The organism is Kordiimonas gwangyangensis DSM 19435 = JCM 12864 (assembly GCF_000375545.1).
Classification (GTDB): Bacteria; Pseudomonadota; Alphaproteobacteria; order Sphingomonadales; family Kordiimonadaceae; genus Kordiimonas; species Kordiimonas gwangyangensis.
The window spans coordinates 561,638-580,911 of the sequence record NZ_AQXF01000002.1 but is presented as its reverse complement, the minus strand read 5'-3'; the positions used below and the strand labels follow the sequence as shown (position 1 = coordinate 580,911).

General features: G+C 55.8%; 19 protein-coding genes. 9 read left to right on the top strand and 10 right to left on the bottom strand.

Annotation, left to right across the window (positions count from 1 at the left end; translation table 11 throughout):
• Positions 1-9: 9 nt before the first annotated feature.
• A complete protein-coding gene (locus B150_RS0107675) occupies positions 10-423 on the top strand; it encodes a DUF1330 domain-containing protein (RefSeq protein WP_020399322.1) in 414 nt (137 codons plus the stop codon).
• A gap of 126 nt (positions 424-549) precedes the next feature.
• Here B150_RS0107675 and B150_RS0107670 read toward each other — a convergent pair whose 3' ends face one another.
• Positions 550-963, bottom strand: coding sequence for a hypothetical protein (locus B150_RS0107670; RefSeq protein WP_020399321.1), 414 nt, complete (start codon positions 961-963; stop codon positions 550-552).
• A 242-nt stretch (positions 964-1,205) separates the two neighbouring features.
• Complete coding sequence (locus tag B150_RS0107665) at positions 1,206-1,649, bottom strand: DUF6694 family lipoprotein (protein WP_020399320.1); 444 nt, start codon at positions 1,647-1,649, stop codon at positions 1,206-1,208.
• A gap of 173 nt (positions 1,650-1,822) precedes the next feature.
• Here B150_RS0107665 and B150_RS0107660 point away from each other — a divergent pair, with 173 nt between their 5' ends.
• On the top strand, positions 1,823-2,272 hold the full coding sequence (locus B150_RS0107660; RefSeq protein ID WP_020399319.1) for a hypothetical protein: 450 nt from the start codon (positions 1,823-1,825) through the stop codon (positions 2,270-2,272).
• A gap of 24 nt (positions 2,273-2,296) precedes the next feature.
• Here the strand turns inward: B150_RS0107660 and B150_RS0107655 are convergent, their stop codons facing one another.
• From B150_RS0107655 to purC, 5 genes are all read right to left on the bottom strand, one after another.
• On the bottom strand, positions 2,297-3,457 hold the full coding sequence (locus B150_RS0107655) for a hypothetical protein (RefSeq protein ID WP_155859971.1): 1,161 nt from the start codon (positions 3,455-3,457) through the stop codon (positions 2,297-2,299).
• Positions 3,458-3,549: 92 nt separating this feature from the next.
• Positions 3,550-5,754 (bottom strand): phosphoribosylformylglycinamidine synthase subunit PurL, encoded by a 2,205-nt coding sequence (purL, locus tag B150_RS0107650; protein ID WP_020399317.1) that lies wholly within the window; start codon positions 5,752-5,754, stop codon positions 3,550-3,552.
• 11 nt (positions 5,755-5,765) lie between these two features.
• A complete protein-coding gene (gene purQ, locus B150_RS0107645; protein WP_020399316.1) occupies positions 5,766-6,428 on the bottom strand; it encodes a phosphoribosylformylglycinamidine synthase subunit PurQ in 663 nt (220 codons plus the stop codon).
• A gap of 5 nt (positions 6,429-6,433) precedes the next feature.
• Positions 6,434-6,673, bottom strand: a complete 240-nt coding sequence (gene purS, locus B150_RS0107640) for a phosphoribosylformylglycinamidine synthase subunit PurS (RefSeq protein ID WP_020399315.1) — start codon at positions 6,671-6,673, stop codon at positions 6,434-6,436.
• Between the two features lie 81 nt (positions 6,674-6,754).
• On the bottom strand, positions 6,755-7,525 hold the full coding sequence (purC, locus tag B150_RS0107635) for a phosphoribosylaminoimidazolesuccinocarboxamide synthase (protein ID WP_020399314.1): 771 nt from the start codon (positions 7,523-7,525) through the stop codon (positions 6,755-6,757).
• 210 nt (positions 7,526-7,735) lie between these two features.
• On the opposite strand from purC, the gene B150_RS0107630 reads away from it, so the two are divergent.
• Positions 7,736-8,059, top strand: coding sequence for a DUF1476 domain-containing protein (locus B150_RS0107630; RefSeq protein ID WP_020399313.1), 324 nt, complete (start codon positions 7,736-7,738; stop codon positions 8,057-8,059).
• A gap of 58 nt (positions 8,060-8,117) precedes the next feature.
• Here the strand turns inward: B150_RS0107630 and B150_RS0107625 are convergent, their stop codons facing one another.
• Both B150_RS0107625 and B150_RS0107620 read right to left on the bottom strand, forming a co-directional pair.
• Positions 8,118-8,732, bottom strand: coding sequence for a hypothetical protein (locus B150_RS0107625; RefSeq protein WP_020399312.1), 615 nt, complete (start codon positions 8,730-8,732; stop codon positions 8,118-8,120).
• Positions 8,733-8,759: 27 nt separating this feature from the next.
• Entirely contained in the window at positions 8,760-9,413 is a 654-nt protein-coding gene (locus B150_RS0107620) for a hypothetical protein (RefSeq protein WP_020399311.1), read from the bottom strand.
• A 285-nt stretch (positions 9,414-9,698) separates the two neighbouring features.
• On the opposite strand from B150_RS0107620, the gene B150_RS0107615 reads away from it, so the two are divergent.
• The 3 genes from B150_RS0107615 to B150_RS0107605 all read left to right on the top strand — a co-directional run bounded on the left by B150_RS0107615 (position 9,699) and on the right by B150_RS0107605 (position 14,881).
• Positions 9,699-11,762, top strand: a complete 2,064-nt coding sequence (locus B150_RS0107615) for a tetratricopeptide repeat protein (protein WP_040565255.1) — start codon at positions 9,699-9,701, stop codon at positions 11,760-11,762.
• Positions 11,763-11,859: 97 nt separating this feature from the next.
• The gene (locus B150_RS0107610) at positions 11,860-13,038 is read left to right on the top strand and encodes an MFS transporter (RefSeq protein WP_020399309.1); all 1,179 of its coding nucleotides are present in this window, start codon (positions 11,860-11,862) and stop codon (positions 13,036-13,038) included.
• A 106-nt stretch (positions 13,039-13,144) separates the two neighbouring features.
• Entirely contained in the window at positions 13,145-14,881 is a 1,737-nt protein-coding gene (locus B150_RS0107605; RefSeq protein ID WP_020399308.1) for an amidohydrolase, read from the top strand.
• 62 nt (positions 14,882-14,943) lie between these two features.
• Here the strand turns inward: B150_RS0107605 and B150_RS0107600 are convergent, their stop codons facing one another.
• Positions 14,944-15,219 (bottom strand): Lrp/AsnC family transcriptional regulator, encoded by a 276-nt coding sequence (locus B150_RS0107600; protein WP_020399307.1) that lies wholly within the window; start codon positions 15,217-15,219, stop codon positions 14,944-14,946.
• 233 nt (positions 15,220-15,452) lie between these two features.
• Here B150_RS0107600 and B150_RS0107595 point away from each other — a divergent pair, with 233 nt between their 5' ends.
• The 3 genes from B150_RS0107595 to B150_RS20135 all read left to right on the top strand — a co-directional run bounded on the left by B150_RS0107595 (position 15,453) and on the right by B150_RS20135 (position 19,272).
• Positions 15,453-17,039 carry a phytoene desaturase family protein gene (locus B150_RS0107595; protein WP_020399306.1) on the top strand — a complete coding sequence of 529 codons (1,587 nt, stop codon included), beginning with the start codon at positions 15,453-15,455 and terminating at the stop codon, positions 17,037-17,039.
• A gap of 202 nt (positions 17,040-17,241) precedes the next feature.
• Entirely contained in the window at positions 17,242-17,544 is a 303-nt protein-coding gene (locus B150_RS0107590) for an STAS domain-containing protein (RefSeq protein WP_020399305.1), read from the top strand.
• A 36-nt stretch (positions 17,545-17,580) separates the two neighbouring features.
• Entirely contained in the window at positions 17,581-19,272 is a 1,692-nt protein-coding gene (locus B150_RS20135) for an ATP-binding SpoIIE family protein phosphatase (RefSeq protein ID WP_020399304.1), read from the top strand.
• Positions 19,273-19,274 lie beyond the last annotated feature (2 nt).

The following is a 19,274-nucleotide window of genomic DNA, read 5'->3' as shown; positions in this document are numbered from 1 at the left end:
GCACCACGCATGAGCCACATCGACCCCGAACGCGAACAGTTTGATGCCTTCAAGGACCTGCCGCGCGATACGCCGATCAATATGATCAATCTCGTCCGCCTACGTGACAAAGCTGTTTATGAGGACGGTACAGAAACCACAGGCGCGGAGGCTTACGCCACTTACGGCAAAACCAGCGGGCCTATCTTCAAGCGGGTGGGCGGCACCATTGTGTGGCGCGGCGCGCCGAAGTTGGTGCTGATTGGCCCGACCGATGAAGCGTGGGACGTGGCTTTTATCGCGCGCTACCCGAATGCAGGCGCCTTCATGGAGATGGTGACGGACCCTGAATACCGGAAAGCAGTCCAGCACCGGCAGGCTGCGGTGCTGGATAGCCGCCTTATCCGCTGTGAGGAACTGGGCGGTAGCAAGGAATTCGGCTGATTGCGGCTCAAGCCCAAAAAAATGGGCGCCACGCGGGCGCCCATAAGTGCTGGGGAAACAAAATGGGGAAGGGCAGAGTGCGCCCCTTACTCAATACCTGGGGGTAGGAAACTCAGGACGGCAGAGTTAGCCTGCCATCGAGACAACGTCCTCAAACGTTTTACCGTCGAGCTGGTCGCCATATTTGTTGTAAACGGCTTCGGCCAGTACCGGGTCAACCGTGATATCCATGCCTTCCGGGCTTTCCGCGCGCTCGGCTTTACCTTCCATGCCGGAAAGTTTGGCCAACGCTTCCGTCAGCTCAGCGCGGTTCTCTTCAGAGAGGGAGGCGCGCATGAAAGCAAGGCTTGTCTTGAATTCCTTGAGCGACGCGGTTTCCAGCACCACTTCCTGGGTGCCTTCAAAGGTATCTTTCTCAAGCGTGTTCTCAGCCACCGGGTCACCCATCTGGGCGTCACCCGTCGTTGCGTTATCACCATCACAGCCGGCAAGCATGGCCGCTGTACTGATCGCTGCAATTTTCATCCAACCGTTCATCATCTCAACTCCCTTGATCGGAATATTTGTCGAGAGGGCCGGCCCGGTGGGGCGGGGAGGGGAGGAAGACCCGAAGCCGGGACCAGACCCTCTCTACAATTTCGATTAAAGCGAATTGCAGGTCAGGAAAAAATACGACTTGAAGGGCGCGGATATAAAAGCCGCATAAGGGCCAATTTCGGCCTTAATTCATGAAAAAAGGCACCGCAATAGGGTGCCTTTTCATACTTTAGCCGTGAGTGAGCTTATTCGCCCTGCGCCATGGCGATAACGTCTTCATAGGTTTTGCCGTCAAGCTGTTCGGCCATCTTTTCATAGAGGATATCAACGACCGATTTGCCGTCGCCCATATCGCTCATCATGTTTTTGCCAGCGTCCATCATGCTCTGGCCTTCGCCGGACGCCTTGACAGCAAGGTCGCTGAGCGCCGTGGTAAGGTTCGCGCGTTCTTCCGCGGACAGCGCTTCCTTCATGTTGGCAATGCTTTCCTTGAAGGCCTCGAGCGAGGAAGTGTCGAGCTTCAGGGCTTCTGCCACTTGTTCCATGGTGCCCATGGCATCCATTTCACCAGTGGCCGGGGCTTCTGCAGCTGGCATTTCCTCGGCTTTTTTCTCTTCTTCGTTTTTGTCGCCACAGGCAGCGAGTGCAAACACGCTGGCAATGGCGGTGATCTTGATCAGTGCTTTCATTGTACCGTCTCCGTTTAAGTTGCCCCTGTGCGGGCTTACTCAGGACTGATACTGCGCTTTCCTTGTAGCATAATTGTGGCGTGCGCGTTAGTGGCCTCAATAAATTATGCTTTTGGGCACGCGGGTTTATCCGGTAAACTGCGCGTCATGGGATTATCAGGGAAGGGACTATCATGAATACATCGCTCAGCCGTGCCGGGCTTTTGACAGCTGTCGGCGCCATTCTCGCCATCGTGGGGCTTTTTTCGCCGATGCTCGACATCGGCGGCATGGGCACGGTGGCTTATGCCGATGTGGCGGAGACGGACGCCTATATCATCGCGGCCCTCGCGGCCATTGCGGTGATCGTGCTGTTCCTCGGCAAAACCAAACTCGCGCTGCCCGCCGCCCTCGGTGCGTGGATCGTGCTGCTGTGGCCCATCCTCAAAAATATGGGCGGCGAGGACGAGGGCATCATGGGCTCGGTCAAGGACATGGTCTCCAACCCCGCACAGAAGATGGCCGAGGAAGTGACCGAAAAGCTCTTCACCAACGTGCTCGACCTCGAGTGGGGCGGCTTCGCCTTCCTCATCGGCATGCTCCTGATGCTCATCAGCAGCGTCGTGGTGTTCGGGAGAAGGTAAATGGTCTGCTGTTGCTAGTTCTAGTCATACGACGTCGAAATTTACTGTAAAAAGTTGCTTGTTTGTAGCTTGTTCGATGCATGCAACTTTGATCAGCTTAGATTGAGGCTCATGATGGTCAAAGCGTTGTAGGCTCTCTCGAAGAGTCTGCTTTGCCATCTCATTAGTAACTTTCGTGCCTGGTGTATTTATATTGAATTCTATGGTTCTGTTGTGGACCTCATCGAGGCGCCGGTATGTTATCTGAACGGTTAATTTCACTATCATTCCCAATGCTTTAGCTGTTGCCATATACCTTTCGGATAGTTCAGGTTGAAACATCAATGTGGCAGCCTCTCCTGCCAATTGCTGAACGATAAACAAGGCGAATTCTGAAAGAGTGGCCGCTGCGGCTTGCTCATGCGGCTTCCAACCCTGCTTATGCTTCTTATTTCCATGGAAATAGAAACCTCTTTTTTCGACTAAGTGTTCTATTATTTTTTTTAAGCTCGGTTTGGACTGCAAGAGAGTTGCGGTTTCATCATTCTTGCTTGGAATAATTTGATATTCTGAAAGCTCGTGCGTGATTGCTGCAGTCAGCGATGGATTGGACAGGAATTCACTTACTAGTTGCTCTTTTTTGAACTTCCCGTTTCCGCAGACAGCCTCTAGGTACAAAAAAGAGTATCTATAGGAATCGATGTATTTTTTATCAAAGAAGGCTGAGCGGGCTGCATCTTGGAGCGTGGCTTCGAATACTGGGCCATCCTCCTTTTCTGCTGCAAGTGATGCCCTGAAAAACATGTCAAAGGGTATGTATGTTTTCTCATTTAGCCTGGAATAAGTTATGGCCGGAATGGGTATCATGTCCTGTTCTTCTAAGGTTTCTGCGTCGAAAGTAGCGGAAACCTCACCGGCTTTAATTCGGACGTGAAAATAGCATTGCAGGAATGAAAGTAGATTTGACAGTTGTTGCTCAATGGATGGTAGGTGCGGCGAGTCAATAGCTATCGACAGTGCGGATTTCGCAACGTCCGTTTCCGTTTGCGGCGCATATTCTATAGGTTGTCCGACAAATTTTATTTCAATCGCTTTGATCACCTCATTTTCTTCAATTAGACGAGCAGTGCCTCCGATCATAGGGAATTCCCATGAATCATTGGTTCGAAAGGTAGGCTCAAATGGGATGGTATAGGTAATCTGCATTTAAAAACCTTATCGGCGTCGGCTGATAGGTGGCAATAAAAAAGGCGCCCTGAGAGGCGCCTCTTGTTTGTCTGGAGCTATAAGCTCGCCGTTTAGCTGGCGTTGGCCATATAGTTTGGCAGCCAGCCTTCATGGGCGGACTTGAGGGCTTTGAGGTCCAGCTTCACGGCACCACCGTTGACGTTGATGCTGTCACCACCGGTTTCACCGAGTACGGTGACCGGGATGCCGGCGTCTTTGGCTTCCTTGCGGATTTGCTCTGCCGTGTCAGCGTCGGTGGCCACAAGGTAACGCGCCTGGCTTTCCGAGAACAGGTGTGCGTGGAGGGGGAGGGTGTCATCCACCGTCACATCCACGCCCACACCGCCTGCCATCGCCATGTCCGCCAGCGCGGCGATCAGGCCGCCGTCAGAAAGGTCATGACAGGTGGTAACCTGGCCGTTCTCGATGAGTGCCCGCACGAAGTCACCGTTGCGGCGCTCGACCGCGAGGTCAACCACCGGCGGCAGGCCCGCGTCTTCGCCCACGATTTCACGCTGGTACAGGCTTGCGCCCAGCTCGTCCTTGGTTTCACCAATCAGCACCACGGTCTGGCCCGCGCCCTCGAACGCGATGGTGGCCATGCGGTCGATGTCCTGCATCACGCCCACACCGCCGATGGCGGGGGTGGGCAGAATGCCTTTGCCGTTGGTCTCGTTATAAAGCGACACGTTGCCGGACACGATCGGGTAATCGAGCGCGCGGCAGGCTTCGCCCATGCCTTCAAGGCAGCCAACGAACTGGCCCATGATGTCCTTACGCTCCGGGTTGCCGAAGTTCAGGCAGTTGGTGATGGCAAGCGGCAGCGCGCCCACAGCGGTGATGTTGCGCCATGTCTCTGCCACGGCCTGTTTGCCGCCCTCAACGGGGTCTGCAAAGCAGTAGCGCGGCGTGACGTCCGTGCTGATGGCAAGGCCCTTCATGGTGCCGTGCACACGCACAACAGCCGCGTCACCGCCCGGGCGCTGGATGGTGTCACCCATGACCATGTGGTCATACTGTTCCCAAATCCAGCGACGCGAACACAGGTTCGGCCCGCCGATCAGGTCCATCGCGGCCTTGTTCAGGTCATCCACAGCTTTCACGCTCACGGCTTCCCGCTTCGGGGTCGGGACCCACGGGCGGTCATACTCGGGCGCGTCGTCTGTCAGGCTATCGAGCGGGATATCGCCCACTGTCTCGCCCTTGAACTTGAGCGTCAGCTTGCCGGTGTCGGTGATGTGGCCGATCACGGCGAAATCCAGCTCCCATTTCTCGAAGATGGCTTTTGCCATGTCTTCGCGGCCTGGCTTGAGGACCATGAGCATGCGTTCCTGGGATTCCGAGAGCATCATCTCATAGGGCAGCATATTAGCTTCGCGCTGCGGCACGTTATCGAGGTTCAGTTCAAAGCCCACACCGCCTTTGGAGGCCATCTCAACGCTTGACGAGGTGAGGCCAGCGGCACCCATGTCCTGAATGGCGATGATGGCGTCGGTTGCCATTAGCTCAAGGCAGGCTTCAATCAGCAGCTTCTCGGTGAAGGGGTCGCCTACCTGTACGGTTGGGCGTTTCTCTTCACTGTCGTCGGTGAATTCAGCCGAGGCCATGGTGGCACCGTGGATACCGTCACGGCCGGTTTTGGAGCCGACGTAAACAACAGGGTTACCAACGCCAGCCGCGGCGCAGTAGAAGATTTTCTCTGCGTCCGCGAGGCCAACGGTCATGGCGTTCACGAGGATGTTGCCGTTATAGGACGGGTCGAAGTTCGTTTCGCCGCCTACGGTTGGTACACCCACGCAGTTGCCGTAGCCGCCAATACCCGCCACAACACCGCCCACAAGGTGGCGGGTTTTAGGGTGGTTCGGCTCACCGAAGCGAAGCGCGTTCATGTTTGCCACCGGGCGCGCGCCCATGGTGAACACGTCACGCAGGATGCCGCCAACACCGGTGGCCGCGCCCTGGTAAGGCTCGATATAGGACGGGTGGTTGTGGCTCTCCATCTTGAAGATGGCGGCCTGACCGTCACCAATGTCGATCACACCAGCGTTCTCGCCCGGGCCCTGGATAACCCAAGGTGCCTTTGTCGGCAGTTTCTTGAGGTGCAGGCGCGAGGATTTGTAGGAGCAGTGCTCCGACCACATCACGCTATAGATGCCGAGTTCCGTATAGTTCGGCTCGCGGCCCATGGCGCGTTTGATGCGCTCATACTCTTCAACCGTCAGGCCGTGTTCCTTGACGAGTTCCGGGGTGATCTGGATTTCGTTACCGTTTTTCATGTCTTTTCCCCTTAGCCCAACCGGTTCATGACGGATTCGAACATCTTGCGGCCGTCAGAGCCACCAAGTGCCGGTTCGATCATGCGTTCGGGGTGGGGCATCATGCCAAGCACGTTGCCGCGGGCGTTCATCACGCCTGCAATGCGGCGCTGGGCCCCGTTGATGTCGCTTGCGTATTTGAACGCCACCTGGCCTTCACCTTCGAGACGGTTGAGTGTCTCATCATCAGCGAAATAGTTGCCGTCATGGTGCGCGACGGGGATGGTGATTTCCTGGCCCTTGTCGTAGGCGTTCGTGAACATGCTGTCGGCGTTCTCGACCGTGAGCGTCACGTCCTTACAGACAAAGTGCAGGTTGGCGTTGCGCATCAGCGCGCCCGGCAGCAGGCCGGTTTCCGTCAGTATCTGGAAGCCGTTGCACACACCGAAGGTGGGTACGCCGTCTTCCGCGCGTTTGATCACTTCTTTCATCACGTGTGAGCGCGCGCTCATCGCGCCACAGCGCAGATAGTCGCCGTATGAGAAGCCGCCGGGCAGGGCGATGAAGTCGACCTTGTCGAAATCATATTCCTGGTGCCAGACCATGAGGGGCTTGGTGCCGGTGATTTTCTCCAGCGCCACAGCCATATCCCGGTCGCAGTTGGAGCCGGGGAAAACGATAACCGCGGATTTCATGGGCTCTACTCCAGCTCGATGGAGTAGTTTTCAATCACGGTGTTGGCGAGCAGCTTGCGGCACATCTCGTCAACGGATGCCTCTGCTTTCGCGCGGTCGGTCTCACTGAGTTCAAGCTCGATGAATTTGCCTTGGCGGGCTTCGTTCACGCCGTCAAACCCCATGTTGGAGAGGGCATGTTCGATTGCTTTGCCTTGGGGGTCCAGAACGCCGTTTTTAAGGGTGACGTGGATGCGGGCTTTCATGAGGCTCACTTTCTTAAGTCTTGGTCGCCCTGTGCGGGCGTATGGTGGTGGTCGCGTGAAAAAAGAAAGAGACCAGAAGGGTTACTTCTGGTCCTTGTTTCTGTGGTCTGCGAATTCGGTGATATCTGCGGACGGCAGGATACCAAGGCGGCGGGCGACTTCCTGGTATGCTTCCATTTCACCGCCGAGGTCACGGCGGAAACGGTCCTTGTCGAGTTTCTCTCCGGTTTTCATGTCCCACAGGCGGCAGCCGTCAGGGCTGATCTCGTCTGCGAGCACGGTGATGCACTCGTCGCCTTCATAGAGGCGGCCGAATTCGAGTTTGAAGTCCACGAGCTTGATGCCGATACCGGCAAAGAGGCCCGAGAGGAAGTCATTGATGCGGAACGCATAATGGGTCATTTCCTCAAGTTCCATCTCATCGGCCCAACCGAAGGTGAGGATATGTTCCTCGGCAATCAGCGGGTCGCCAAGTTCATCGGACTTGTAGCAGAACTCAATCAGCGGGCGCGGCAGGTGTGTGCCTTCCTCGATACCGAGGCGCGACGAGATGCCGCCAGCTGCGATGTTGCGAACGATCACTTCAACGGGAATGATCTCGACCGCTTTGACAAGCTGCTCACGCATGGTGAGACGCTCGATAAAGTGGTTCGGGATGCCGATGTCGGTCAGCGCCGTGAAGATATATTCGGAGATGTGGTTGTTGACCACGCCCTTGCCTTGCAACGTACCCTTTTTCTGGGCGTTGAACGCGGTTGCGTCGTCTTTGAAATACTGGATGATCGTGCCCGGCTCCGGCCCTTCGAAAAGAACTTTGGCCTTGCCTTCGTAAAGCTTGTTACGGCGGGACATAGATTGCCTCTTCCTCAGCTTGAGGGATGTCAGTGGGTTGCGCGGGCGCGAACATAACCGAGAAGGTTGGCGGCGACAATCTTTCTGTAATAATTTGCAATAAGTTTTGTTTGCGCTATGGAAATGAGCAAGCAAATTACCTTAATAAAGGTAATGCTGTGGTGTTTAACGATGTCTCACCGTGAGACTCGGACAGGAGGAAGTAAAGCCATGACCACTTTTGACGGTCGCGAAAAAGCGTTTGAAGACAAGTTTGCCCATGATGAGGCCATGCTCTTTAAAGCGCGGGCGCGTCGGAACCGGCTGTTCGGCGAATGGCTCGCGGGTGAGCTTGGAATCACTGGCGATGCCGTGAAAGATTATGCTGCGTCTGTTGTCAAAGCCGACCTCGAAGAGGATGGCGACGAAGACGTGATCCGCAAGGTGATGAAAGACATCGAGGAGAAGGGTGCAGATATCTCCCGTCACCGTGTCGAGAAACACCTTGAAGAGATGTTCGCGGTTGCCAAGGTGCAGCTGATGCAGGAAGCCTAAGTCAGGCTGCCATGCTGAATGTTAAAAGAAAACGGGGCCAACTGGCCCCGTTTTTTATTTATGCAGTTACTGCCTGACGGCGGCGCCTGCGTTCGCGGCGCGCAATCATGACAATGCCCGGCAGCAGCAGCAGCGCAGCCATGGGTTCAGGCACCGGCGATGTGGGCGGCGTGACAATCGGCGAGTTACCTACCGTGAAGGTCATGCTGTCGTCCCACTTGCTGGCACCACCACGGGCGTAGCCACCACCCGGCAGCGCAATCACGTCACCATAAGAGATCACGTGCAGGCTGATGAAGTAGGTGCCCGGAACATCGATCACCGTACCAGCACCGGTCGCAATGGTTTTTTGCAGGTTCGGCGCTACGTCACCCTGATGGTAGGTGTATTGTTGCAGCCAGTTGGTCCAGCCCGCGTCTTCCTGGCGTTTGATAAACCATTCAATGCCAAATTTGTTGGTGCTCGGCAGGTCGCAGATCGAATAGCCGGCGAAAGTCGAGCCACAGGCGTCCAGTGTAATGCTGGTGCCAAGCGATACCGGCGCATAGGTGCCAGCATCTGCTGTAAGTGCACCCTGAGGCACGTAGGTCGCGTTCGCGGGGGCAGCAAGAGCGCCCGCAAAGCCTACGGCGAGGGAGAAAACAGCCAATTTATTCCGAAGAAAATTGACCATGATAATATCCTTACAAAATGCCTGAGATCAGGCGGTTAAAGCCTTTGCACTCTGGCGGCGACGGCGTTCACGGCGCGCCACAAGTACAAAAGCGGGGAGTAGCATCAGTGCGGCAGCGGGCTCTGGCACGCTGGTCGCAGCATTAACTGTAAAATTCGTATATCCGAGGCTGGTATTTGTGGAGCCGTCGTATGTCAATTCTGTGTCATTGCCGGTAGCGCCGTAGCTGCCATAGGGCAGGGGAACATAGACATTACCCGCAACGGCGACATAGAGGCCGATCAGATAGTTGCCGGCCTGGCTGAAAAAGGTGCCCGCGCCGGTGCTGATCGTGGTCTGGAGGCCATTGGTGACATTGCTGCCCTCGAACCAGGAAAGGATCTGGTAGTTGCTGGTATTGTCTGCGTCGACGCCAATCCAGCCCAAGGTGAAGTTCTGGAGGTTGCTCAGGTCGCAAATCGAATAACTTTGAGAGTTGCCGTCCGCCCGGTGGAACGTGGAACCACATGCATCGAGAGAAACGCTGTCGCCAAGCGAGACAGGACCATAGGAACCCGGGTCGGCAAGAACGTCGAAATAGTTATAGCCATAGGTAGCCTGGGCGCCTGACGTTGCCATGAGACCGAAAAGCGCAGCAGCGCCGATCTTCGCAAAAGCGTTTTTGAGTTTAGCAGACATCATCCCAACCTGTGTTCTTGCGTTGCATTCCAACCGGACATTCGTATCCGACTTATCGTCCTTTTGACGATTTCTCCATTACGTATGCCATATAATTCTAAAATAGGGAATATTCACTTAAAATTTTATTAAATATTGTAACAAGTACATTTGACCTCTGTCATAGGGTTGTTATCATGCTGCTTTATGGACATGCTTTCGGGCGTACTATAGAGTGACACCGGGGACAGGGGAGCTCCCGTTTTCACGCTTGGCGCTTGCAGCGGTACCAACGAACTGGGGATATTCATGAAGTCTTTTTCTCTACCACTTTTGCTTTCCGCGGCAGGATTGCTTGCGGCCTGTGGTGGCTCTGATTCCGAAGAGAAAGAAAAAATCGATTATGCAGCCTTTGATGATGCCGACGTCAAGAAGCTTGTAGACGGCGGCGATTACGAAAAAGCGCTGGAAATCATCAAGGCACAGGACGAGATGGAAATCTCGGACAAAGCCGATTTCATGACCGCTACCGAAATCTACCTCAGTCTGATGGATGGTGTGGCTGCCGAAGTTGCCATTGAAAAGGCGCGTGATGCCGGTGCGTCGGAAGCCGATGTTTCGATCAGCTTGGGGCGCGCCTTGATGCTGCAGGGCAAATTTGATGAGGCTGAGAATATTCTCAAAAACACCGAATTTGAGGGCGAGGACAAGTTTCAGGCCTTCCTGCTGCGGGGTGACATTTCCGAACAAAAGGGAAAATCCGAGGAAGCGGTCGAGTTTTATGAAGCTGCTGCCAAGGAGCGCCCGGAAGACTTCCGTGGTCATCTGGGGTTGGCGCTATTGTACCTGAATAACGGGCAACTTGATATCGCCAAGGGTTATGCGGACACGGCAGCGTCGCTCATAGAGGCAGACCCGATTGTCAGCTATGTCGAAGGTGCAATAGCCCGGTATCAGGGGCGCACTGAAGAAGCCAAGGCCCACCTCCTGAAAGCGACAGAGCTTCACAAACGGAATATGCTCGCCTATTTCGAGCTTATTGGCCTCTACATCGAGGGCGGTGAGATGGATGCGGCGCAAAAGCAGCTCGATGCTGTTTATGCGATTGCGCCCAATAGTCCGATGGCACAATACTACAGCGCGCTCATGCTCGCGATTGAAGGCAAGCCGAAAGAGGCAGAATATCTACTGCTGCGCACCGGTGATTTCACACGGACGTTTCCGCCTGCTGCGCGGACGTATGGCCATGTTGCTTTTGAGCTCGGTAAATATTCAACTGCCCAGCCTTATCTTGAACGCTCCCTGCAGCGCGCGCCGGCAGATCGCCCTACGCGTCTGATGCTGGTTGAGTGTTTGACCCGCCGCGGTCAGCCCGCCAGGGCGCTTCTATATCTAGAGCCCCTGATCGGTGAAGACAGCACAGACGTTGAGGCCATGTTGCAGGCGGCCGCAGCCTATGGTGCGCAAGGAAAGTTGGAGCAAACACGGGCGTTTATTGAGCGGGCAAACCGCGTGGCGCGGGCTGATGCCAACACAGATCCGCAGGTCATTCAGCAGCTTGGCCAGCGGCTTGCGCTTTCCCACTTTATCAGTGGTGAGGAAGACAAGGCGATTTCCGAGTTGCAGGCGCTCTACTCCGAAGGTGGTGGTGATATCGAGAGCCTCGCGCTGCTTGCCAACATGCAAATGGAAAACGGCGACTTGGATGGTGCAGTTGTGACGGCGGAACGCGTTGTTGCCATTGATTCCAACAATCCGGTTGCACATAACCTTCTCGGCGCCATTGAATACCGCAAGCGCAACCTTGATGGGGCGATTGAGCACTATAACAAAGCTATCGAGGCTAATGGAGACTACCAGTCCGCGCTCAAGAACCGTGGTCTGGCGTTCCTCACATCCGGTAAGTTTGAACAGGCGCGCGATGACTTCAACGCTGTGCTGAGTAAAGGAGCGGAAGACGCTCAGGTTCATGCGATGCTAGGCCGCGCATACCTTGAACTCGGGAATGGCAATGATGCCGCCACCCATTTGAAGCAGGCGGAGGCGATTATTCCGGAATCAGCGATCATCGCGACCGACCTCGCCGAGGCTATGGCCCTCTCGGGCTTCAAATCCTCCGCCATCACGCAAGCAAAGAAAGCCAGGAAGCTGGGTGAGCGGGATCGCAATCTGGTCCTATACCTCGACGATCTCATCGCAAAATGGGAAAAGGAAGAGGCTCTCGCAAAAATTGAGGCAGAGGCCGAGCGTGAAAAGCGCCGCGCAGAAGCTGCCAAAAAGCGCGAGGCTGAAGAAAAGGCCCGTCAGGCGATCATCGACGACGGGAGCCTCAAGGACGAGGAAGAGAAACCAGAGGACAAGCCCAAGCGCTAGACCTCTGTGACAATACGTTTTAAGAAAGGGCACCTTGATGGTGCCCTTTTAGTTTCGGCATGGTTCTTTGCCGTGCATCTGGTTTAGCGGAGCATTTATGCCGGTTCTTTTTTTGGTGATTTTTGTGGTGATGGGCAGTTTTGCCCTGCTGTTGCCGTCCATCATGTTCGTGCTTCAGAACATGGGTGCCAGTGAAGCAATGGCGACACCCATTCTGGCAAGTTACGGCTTCGCGCAGTTTCTTTCCGGCCCAATATGGGGTCGACTGTCGGACCGGGTGGGCCGCAAGCCCGTCCTGGTCGGTAGCCTTGTGCTGGCGTCGCTTGCTTATGCATTCATCGCATTAGGCGCAGACAGTGTGCTCAAGCTACATCTGGGGCTGGTGTTTACCGGGCTTTGTGCCGGCAACTCCGCTGTACTTTATGCCGCTGTGACGGATCTAACCGGTCAGGAGGGCAGGGCCAAAGGCATGGGCATCATTGGCGCAGGTATTGGCCTCGCGTTCACGGTTGGGCCTGCAATTGGCGCAGTGCTAGGTGGCCGTAGCGCTGACGTGGCCACCATAGCTGCACCAGCACAGCTTTCGATGGTTGCATGTCTCATTGGCGCATTGGCGGTTTTTGTTTTGTTCAAGGAGAGCATGGGGCGTGACAGCGTGCCCGCGACCAAGGGTGTCGGCCGTATTCAGGCCATGTTCCAGGTCGCCCGGCAGCCGCTTCTTCTGCAGCTTAGTTTTGTCATGTGTTTTTTCACCTTCGGCCTTGCGATGATGGAATCCATCATGTCGTACCTGATGAATGACAAACACGGCTGGGGGCCGCGCGACCTCGGCATCATGTTTGCCTATTTTGGTCTCATACTCATTGTGGTGCAGGGCGGTCTTGTTGGGCGGCTTACCACCCGTTTCGGCGAAATGGTGCTGGCGAAAACAGGTATTGTCTTCATGGCCATCGGCCTTGGCGCCATCGCCTACTCGCCTATTTCGGCCGGGGTGTTTTTCGGTCTGACGTTCGTGAGCGTAGGAACCGCCATTTTCAATACATCGGTGCTTTCGATCGCATCGAAGGGTAGCGAAAGCACGGAACGCGGCCTCGTGATGGGGGTGTTCCAGAGCATGCAGGCCTTGGGGCGTTCTATCGGTCCCATCCTGACAGGGCTGCTCTACGGTGTGTTCCACGAACTTCCCTTTGTGGTCAGTATCGCCATCATGGCCGCGCTCGTTATCTGGATTACAGCTATCTTCACGCTGATGCGCCGCGCGGAAACGCCAGCCTGACGGCTTGGGTTTGGTTGCCAACACAATTTAAGAATGCCCGCTTGAACCGGAGGGCGAGTTCTGGCAGCATGGGTTCAAATGTGATCACATTCTTGGGGAGCTTCAAATGAAACCGGTTTTTCTGGCAACAACCGCTGTGGCCTGCCTGCTTTCTGCCTGTGCAGAGAAGCCAAGCACGCCAACAGCTGACCTCGTGCTGTCCGGCGGGCAGATTTATACCGTCGATTCTGCATCCAGCGTTGTTTCTGCTGTGGCGGTTGCGGGCGGCAAAATCGTTTATGTCGGCGATGATGCCGGGGCCAAAGCCTATATTGGTGATACGACGCAGGTCGTGGAGCTTGATGGTCGCACTGTCTTCCCGGGCTTTACCGACAGCCATGCACACTTGCCTGATGGTGGCGGTACGCTGCTAGGTCTTGGCCTTGGCGGCATTGGAACGGCAGAGGAAGTGCTTGCCGCCGTCAAATCATATGCTGACGCCCATCCGGAGCTTCCAGTAATCGTTGGCTCTGGCTGGGAACTTAGCCTGTTCGCAGAAGCCAATCCGTCGAAGGAGCTTCTGGACGACATCGTGCCTGACCGGCCGGTGTTCCTTTCGGCCGCAGACGGCCATAACGGCTGGGCTAACAGCGCGATGCTTGAACTTGCTGGCATTGACGAAAATACCGCAGACCCTGAAAACGGCCGTATCGAGCACGGCGAAGACGGCAAACCTTCGGGCACCCTGCGTGAGTCTGCAATGGGCCTGCTTGTGCCTTTCCTGCCGGTTTCAGGCCTTGATGACGTGCTGGCATACCTTGATGCGGGTATCAATTACCAGCTGTCCCACGGCATCACGGCAAGTATTGATGCCGCGATCATGGATGACATGCTGGAGGAAGCGTATCTCAAAGCGTCTGAACGCGCTGACCTGCCTCAGCGGGTGCGTGTGTCACTGCTGGCTGCCGATGAGATGGTGACGTCCAAGGTAACGCTTGAGAATGTGGATAAGACGGTCGCCAAGGTCGCGAAGCGCCGTGAGGCTTACCGCGCGCGTAGCAAGGGCCGCGTGAACGCAGAAGCCGTGAAGGTATTTGTGGACGGCGTGGCGGAGAACCACACCGCCGCGATGCTCAAGCCCTATGTTGGCGCACCACTTGGCGACGCGCATCGCGGTGAAACAAACCTGACGCCTGAAGCGCTGGCAGCCTACGCGACAAAGCTGGATGCTGAGGGCTTCCAGGTTCATATGCATGCGATTGGCGACAGGGCGGTGCGTGTGGCGCTTGACGCCGCTGAAGCTGCAAAAACGGCCAATGGCGACACGGGCAACCGCCACCACATCGCCCATCTCGAGATCGTACAGCCGGAAGATATCAAGCGCTTCCCGGAGCTGGGTGTGACCGCCAATATGCAGACCCTGTGGCATTTCCGCGATGCCTATATCACCGATCTTACGGAGCCTTTCCTTGAGAAAGACGTGCAGCGCTGGCTCTATCCGGCGAAAAGCTTCAAGGACGCTGGCGCGCGTATTGTTTGGGGTAGCGATTGGCCGGTTTCGACAAGTGACCCGTTTGATTCCATGGAAGTCGCTGTGCTGCGCCGTGACCCACATGCGGATGGTGGGGAAACCTGGCTGCCGGAAGAGGCGCTGAGCGTGGATGACATGGTCCGTGCGCTCACCATCGAGGGTGCTTACCTGATGGGGCAGGAGGACATGCGTGGTTCACTCGAAGTGGGCAAGCAGGCTGATTTCATCATCCTTGACGCCGACCCCTACAAGGTTGAGCCCGCTGACATCAGCGAAATTTCGGTGACGGCGACTTATATTGACGGTGAAAAAGTCTATTCGCTGGCGAAATGACCCGCACAAAACAAAAGGGCGCATCACGGTGCGCCCTTTTTGCGTTCATCAGTCAGGATCGCTTAAATGTCGTCAGGGCCGACGTCCAGCTTCTCTTCGGTGAAGGCATTGAGCCCGATGATGGTGTAGGTATCTTTCACACCCGGGGCCGTTTGTACCGTTTTCGTAATGAAGCGGCCGATTTCCTGCTCCGACGACAGCTGGAATTGCGCCAGCAGGTCATAGTTGCCTGAGGTGGAATAGACGCTACGGACTTCGGGCACCGTGTCAGCAAGGTGGGCCGCGACATCGTAGGTACGCCCCAGTTCACATTTGATCATGACAAAAACGGTTTTCATTCAATGACTTCCTGTCTGGTGGGCCATAGGGTGCTGCAATCCTGCATGCCCGCTTGTATCCAATTGTTGCTGGCTTGTGAAGCCCGGATACGGCACCATGGCTGAAAAGCACATGAAAGTCGCAAGCGGCTGTGCAATATGTGTGTCGGGAGTGTGCATGATGTGCGCGGGATTTGTGCGGCACATGTGCAAATTACGAGGTTTGTGATCACAGGCCTTTGGGGAGGGAATATATGTATGATGTAGTGATTGTGGGCGGTGGGCATAATGGCCTGACCTGTGCGTTTTATCTCGCCAAAGCGGGGTTGAAGCCACTGGTGCTTGAGAAGCGCTCTGTGGTCGGCGGCGCTGCCGTGACGGAGGAATTCCATCCGGGTTTCCGTAACTCGAGTGCATCCTACACCGTCAGTCTCCTCAACCCAAAAATCATCAAGGATATGGAGCTTGCGCGGCACGGACTGAAGGTGGTTGAGCGCGCGGCGTCGAACTTCTTCCCATTAGATGACAAGAATTACCTAATGTTCCCGTCCGACGGTGCGGCAAAACGGCGGGAGTTTGCCAAGTTTTCCGAGAAGGACGCCCAAGCGCTTGAGCGCTATGAGGACGATATTGAAGCCGTAGCTGATGAATTGCGCGCGCTGCTGCTGAAATCCCCGCCGAACGCAGCCGGTGGTATGCGAGACCTGATGCAAGCTGCGTCCCTCGGGCTCCGCACACTCAAACAACCCATTGAGGCGCAGCGGCTTTTCCTTGATATGGCGACCCAGTCCTGCGCCGACATGCTGGACCGCTATTTTGAGAGTGACGTGATCAAGGCCGCCTACGCGTTTGACGGTATCGTTGGGGCGTTCACCAGCCCGCGCGCGCTGGGTACTGCTTATGTGCTGTTGCACCACTGTTTTGGCGAGGTGAACGGCAAAAAAGGCGCATGGGGACACGCCATTGGCGGCATGGGGGCGATTACGCAGGCAATGCTCAAGGCTGCGAGCGAAGCTGGCGCCGAAGTACGGACAGACTGCGAAGTTGCGGAAGTGCTGACGGGGCCCAAGGGCGCGTGCGGTGTCCGCCTCGCCGACGGCACCGTCATTGACGCGCGTGCCGTGGCGGCCGGCGTGGCGCCCAAGCTGCTGTTCTCCAAGCTGGTGGATGAAAGCCTGGTGCCTGAGGATTTCTCCAAACGCATCAAAGGACTTACGAGCGGCTCGGGCACCTTCCGCATGAATGTGGCGCTCAAGGAACTGCCGCAGTTCACCTGCCTGCCGTCTGATGGCGTGGCACCACACCATTCATCGGGTATCGTCATCGGCCCATCCATCGAATACCTCGAGACAGCCTACCTAGACGCCAAGCGCGACGGCTGGTCAAAGAACCCGATTGTGGAGATGCTGATCCCCAGTACCCTTGACGATAGCCTCGCACCTGAAGGGCAGCATGTTGCAAGCTTGTTCTGCCAGCATTTTGCGCCGCACCTGCCGGATGGCAAAAGCTGGGACGATGTGCGCGAGGAGGCTGCGGACTGTATTATCGATACGGTCAATAAATATGCGCCCAACTTCAAGGACAGCATCATTGCGCGGCAAATCCATAGCCCCTTGGACCTCGAACGTAAGTTCGGCCTTGTGGACGGGGATATTTTCCATGGGCAATTGACACCAAACCAGCTTTTCAGTGCGCGGCCAGTGCTTGGGCACGCTGATCACCGTATGCCGCTCAAGGGGCTTTATCTTTGCGGTTCAGGCGCGCACCCGGGTGGTGGTGTGACAGGGGGGCCGGGTCACAACGCTGCAGCAATTATTTTGCAGGACATCAAAAAGCGGTAATTTAATACCGTTATAAAGCGATAATTTAATACCGTTATACGGGCGTTGTTAAATGTCGCTTAACCGGTTCGCTGTAGCGTCAACAACAAGGGTGCAGAGGATAAATCGTTAACCTTTGTACCCTATAGCTGTTTTCCCGCGAAGCCCGTACCAAACCGGGCAAGCTCTAACGTCCGTTCCGAACCTGGTAAGGGGTATATACATGGAATATCGCATCGAATCCCGCGACGATAACACCGCGAAAGTTGTGTTCAGCGGCGATATTACTTTTTCTGAAAACGTAGCTTTCCGCCAACTGCTGAAAGATCTGTCGGCCAAAAACCCGAAGGCGTGTGTTTTTGATCTCTCCAACGTCAGCATGGTTGATTCTGCTGGCCTTGGCATGTTCCTGATCGCCCGCGACCAAGCGGAAACTGGCGGCTGGCGCCTCAGTGTGAAGGGTGCAAGCGGTCACGTGGCTGCGATGCTCAAGCTTACCAAACTCTCTGACCTTCTCGAAGGTTAAGCACGCGGAGACCAAACCCGTACAGGCAGGAATTTTATGACAGATATCGAGAAGGCAGGGACCAAGGAGCCCGGTCGTGCGGCGGCAGTAGCCGATGAAGTCAGTGCAGCCAAAATTCTCGTCGTCGATGATATGCCGCTCATGCGCGCCATGATCGGAACCTGCCTAAAACGGGGTGGTTTCACCAATATCTCCTTTGCGGAAGACGGGCAGGAAGCACTGGACAGGGTCGCGGCAGACATGCCGGACCTTCTGGTGCTTGACCTGAATATGCCCAAGGTCTCCGGCTATGACGTCTGCCGTGCCCTGCGCTCGAAGCCCGAAACCTTGGCTCTTCCTATCCTGGTACAGTCCGCGTCAGAGACAGCGGAGGAGCGTGTCGAGGTTTTTGCAGCCGGCGCGACCGATTTTGTATCGAAACCCATCAACCAGCCAGAATTGCTCGCGCGTGCCCGCATGCACCTTGAGAACAAGTTCCTGATCAACAGCCTCAGCAACTTCCACAGCCGCATTCAGGCAGAGCTTACCATGGCGCGGGAAATGCAGCATTCACTGCTACCGGCGCAGGATTATGTGGACGAGCTGGAGCGCCAGAGCGGCAGCACGATTGAGGCCTTCTATAAGGCATCCTTTGAGCTTGGCGGTGACCTGTGGGGCTGTTGGCCGATTGGCGACCAGAAAATGGGTGTCTATGTGCTCGATATCTCCGGTCATGGGGTGAGTGCGGCGCTCAATACCTTCCGGGTTCACGCCACCATGGCACGGTTTGAGGCTTACCGGGAGGATCCGGCCGAGTTTCTGACCATGCTGAATTCAGCGCTGCAGCCTGCATTCCCACTCGGTCAGTTTGCGACCATGTTTTATGGTGTTATCGACTTCAGCACTGGCGATATGACCTATGCGGGTGCGGGTGCGCCGCGCCCCATGGTGCTTGACGCGAACGGTGGTGTGCGCCTCCTCGACAGTTCAGGGCTGCCTGTGGGCATTATCAGGGCACCCAAATATGAGAACCGTACAGACCGGCTTGACGAAGGCGAAAGCCTGTTCTGCTATTCCGATGTGCTGACGGAAGCAACAGGGCCCGACGGTGATTTCCTGAGTGAAGATGGCTTCGTGAAATTTGTGTCCGATTGCGAGCTTGAAGGTGCACGTGTGACACTCGTGGAACGCCTGCTGGAGCAGTTCTACATACGGGTGCCTGGCGCATTGCCTGATGATCTGACCGCAGTAGCAATCCACCGTGCGCCGGACTATGCGGCCCTTGGCGATGATACGAGCAGCGGCAAATACGTGTTCAAGACGCGCCGGGAAGCTAAAAAAGTCGCCACACGCCTTGCTGCCATCAGCCATGAACCTGTCGGGATTGCCATCGGACTGATGGAGCTGTTTGTCAACGCGATTGAGCACGGTTGCCTTGGTATCGGGCACAAAGAAAAAGGCCAGCTACTTGAAACGGGTGGTCTGAACGATGAAATCCATCGCCGCCGCAAACTCAAAGAATATGCGAAGAATGAAGTTGTCGTCGAATTTGAACGCACAGACAGCACACTCGAGATTGTGGTCAGGGACCCGGGTAAGGGGTTCCTTTATCAGGAATTCCTTTCAGACGACGAGGGCCATGAGAAGAAGCACGGACGCGGCATCTTCATGGCCAAAAACTGCTTTGATGAGTTGCACTATCGTGGCTGCGGCAACGAAGTGCGTGTCCTCCACCGTTTCCCGGAATAGCA